Origin of the sequence: Arthrobacter sp. H14, from assembly GCF_000520495.1 — a bacterium.
GTDB lineage: Bacteria > Actinomycetota > Actinomycetes > Actinomycetales > Micrococcaceae > Arthrobacter_C.
Window position 1 is genome coordinate 1 of sequence record NZ_AZRX01000532.1, and the last position, 507, is coordinate 507.

General features: G+C 56.2%; 1 protein-coding gene. It reads left to right on the forward strand.

From position 1 onward, the window contains the following. Nucleotides 1–306: hypothetical protein (locus Y707_RS32055; protein ID WP_035780015.1), on the forward strand; the 306-nt coding region annotated here is incomplete at its 5' end. Nucleotides 307–507: the final 201 nt, after the last annotated feature.

Consider the following 507-nt stretch of genomic DNA (forward strand, 5'->3'; position numbering starts at 1 on the left):
ATGATTCTGCGAATCGATCCAGCCGGGCATCTTGACATGATTCCTCGGGTGCGGGGGGAGTGGTCCGTCGTCGAAAGCGTCATCTTCCGTACCGGGCACGGGTCGGTCATGCTGATTCATCAACCCCGCACGCCAAACCGGCAAGCGTCGGACTCTGGCGTAAATTGTGCAGGCCACTTCGGCTTCCCGGCATCGACAAAGTCCAACGTCGTCGAAGAATTCAAACATGGAACAAAGAGCCAAGTTTTAGAAGCGAACGTGGCAAGCGAGGGAGCGCAGGCAAGGGGCTTCGTCGACAGGAGATGAACGCAAGCGGATAGCTGACCGCTGACCATAATCAAGAGTTCAAGCGGGAACCTGACTTATCGGTCTGAGTCCAATTCATGCGGTCTATTTGCTCTGACCCTGTGTCTTGATTGTTCGGCGCCGCTGAGGATCAGGTCTGCCGGCGTAACCAGCCATCGTTGTCGCGGCATCGGCGGCGTGTTTATGTATGACTTGGTGGCT